The 2,407-nt window shown below is 61.1% G+C and carries 1 protein-coding gene and 1 pseudogene; both read left to right on the top strand.

Features of this window, described 5'->3' with window-relative positions:
* A partial coding sequence (fliF, locus tag ACIOVB_RS25190) for a flagellar basal-body MS-ring/collar protein FliF (protein ID WP_401272006.1) occupies window positions 1–1,735 on the top strand: 1,735 nt, incomplete at its 5' end.
* Window positions 1,728–2,407 (top strand): annotated as a pseudogene (locus ACIOVB_RS25185) (flagellar motor switch protein FliG); the annotation flags it as partial. The gene fliF and the pseudogene ACIOVB_RS25185, both read left to right, overlap by 8 nt.

The raw sequence follows: 2,407 nt of genomic DNA, 5'->3' as shown, positions 1-2,407 counted from the left end.
CAAACCGCCGCTGTTCGGCCTGTCCTTCCTGGAAAACCTCTCCGAGATGACCGTGCTGCGTCAGGTGGGCCTGTTGGTCGGCCTGGCTGCGAGCGTGGCGATTGGCTTTGCCGTGGTGCTGTGGTCGCAGCAGCCGGATTACCGTCCGTTGTACGGCAGCCTGGCCGGCATGGACGCCAAGCAGGTCATGGATACCCTGGCCTCCGCCGACATTCCTTACACCGTTGAACCGAACTCCGGCGCCTTGCTGGTCAAGGCCGATGACCTGTCCCGTGCGCGCCTCAAGCTCGCGGCCGCTGGTGTCACTCCCAGCGACGGTAACATCGGTTTTGAAATCCTCGACAAGGAACAAGGTCTGGGCACCAGCCAGTTCATGGAAGCGACCCGTTATCGTCGCGGCCTTGAAGGTGAACTGGCGCGCACCATTTCCAGCCTGAACAACGTCAAGGGTGCCCGCGTGCATCTGGCGATTCCGAAGAGCTCGGTGTTCGTGCGCGATGAACGCAAGCCAAGCGCTTCGGTGCTGGTCGAGTTGTACTCCGGACGTTCGCTGGAGCCGGGTCAAGTGGTTGCCATCATTAACCTGGTGGCGACTTCCGTTCCTGAGCTGAGCAAATCGCAGATCACCGTCGTCGACCAGAAGGGCAACCTGCTCTCTGATCAGGCGGAAAACTCTGAAATGACCATGGCCGGCAAGCAGTTCGATTACAGCCGCCGCATGGAAAGCATGCTCACTCAGCGTGTGCACAATATTCTGCAACCGGTACTGGGTAATGATCGCTACAAGGCTGAAGTCTCGGCCGATGTCGATTTCAGTGCCGTCGAATCGACTGCCGAGCAGTTCAACCCGGATCAACCGGCGTTGCGCAGCGAGCAGTCGGTCAACGAACAACGTACCGCCAGCAACGGCCCGCAAGGTGTGCCGGGTGCCCTGAGCAACCAGCCGCCATCGCCAGCCTCGGCACCGCAAACCACCGGTGGTGCTCAAGCCGCCGCCGGCATGATCCAGCCAGGTCAGCCGTTGGTTGACGCCAACGGTCAGCAGATCATGGACCCGGCCACCGGTCAGCCGATGCTCGCGCCGTACCCGGCCGACAAGCGTCAACAATCCACCAAGAACTTCGAACTCGATCGTTCCATCAGCCACACCAAGCAGCAGCAGGGTCGCCTGAATCGTCTGTCGGTGTCGGTGGTGGTCGATGATCAGGTCAAGGTCAACGCGGCTAATGGTGAAACCACCCGCGCGCCGTGGACCGCCGACGAATTGGCGCGCTTCACTCGTTTGGTGCAGGACGCCGTCGGTTTCGACGCCAGCCGTGGCGACAGCGTCAGCGTGATCAACATGCCGTTCTCCGCCGAGCGCGGTGAAGTGATTGCCGATATTCCGTTCTACTCCCAGCCATGGTTCTGGGACATCGTCAAACAGGTGCTGGGTGTGTTGTTCATCCTGGTGCTGGTGTTTGGTGTGCTGCGTCCGGTGCTCAACAACATCACCGGCGGTGGCAAAGGCAAGGAGCTGGCCGGTCTGGGCAGCGACGTGGAACTCGGTGGCATGGGCGGCCTGGACGGCGAACTTTCCAACGACCGCGTGAGCCTCGGTGGTCCGCAGAGCATTCTGTTGCCGAGCCCGAGCGAGGGTTATGACGCGCAGTTGAATGCAATCAAGAGTCTGGTGGCAGAAGACCCGGGTCGTGTGGCTCAGGTCGTGAAAGAGTGGATTAACGCAGATGAGTGATAACCGAGCCGCCGTCGCCAAACTGACCCGGGTTGATAAAGCCGCAATTCTGCTGCTGTCCCTGGGGTCGACCGATGCTGCGCAAGTGCTGCGCCATATGGGCCCGAAAGAGGTTCAGCGTGTAGGTGTGGCGATGGCGCAGATGGGCAACGTCCATCGCGAGCAGGTCGAACAGGTCATGAGCGAGTTCGTCGACATCGTCGGCGACCAGACCAGCCTGGGCGTCGGTTCCGATGACTACGTGCGCAAGATGCTCACCCAGGCCCTGGGTGAAGACAAGGCCAACGGCCTGATCGACCGCATCCTGCTCGGTGGCAACACCAGCGGCCTCGACAGCCTGAAATGGATGGAGCCGCGCGCCGTTGCCGACGTGATCCGTTACGAACACCCGCAGATCCAGGCCATCGTGGTTGCCTACCTCGACCCGGATCAGGCCGGTGAAGTGCTCGGCAACTTTGACCACAAGGTGCGCCTGGACATCATCCTGCGCGTCTCGTCGTTGAACACCGTGCAGCCAGCGGCATTGAAAGAGCTCAACCAGATTCTCGAGAAGCAGTTCTCCGGCAACTCGAATGCCTCGCGCACCACCCTGGGTGGCATCAAGCGTGCGGCAGACATCATGAACTTCCTCGACAGCTCGATCGAAGGCCAGCTCATGGACTCGATCCGCGA

Origin of the sequence: Pseudomonas sp. NPDC087639 (assembly GCF_044743385.1) — a bacterium.
Taxonomy (GTDB): domain Bacteria; phylum Pseudomonadota; class Gammaproteobacteria; order Pseudomonadales; family Pseudomonadaceae; genus Aquipseudomonas.
The sequence above is the reverse complement of the archived record's forward strand: the minus strand, read 5'-3'. Positions and strand labels throughout refer to the sequence as shown.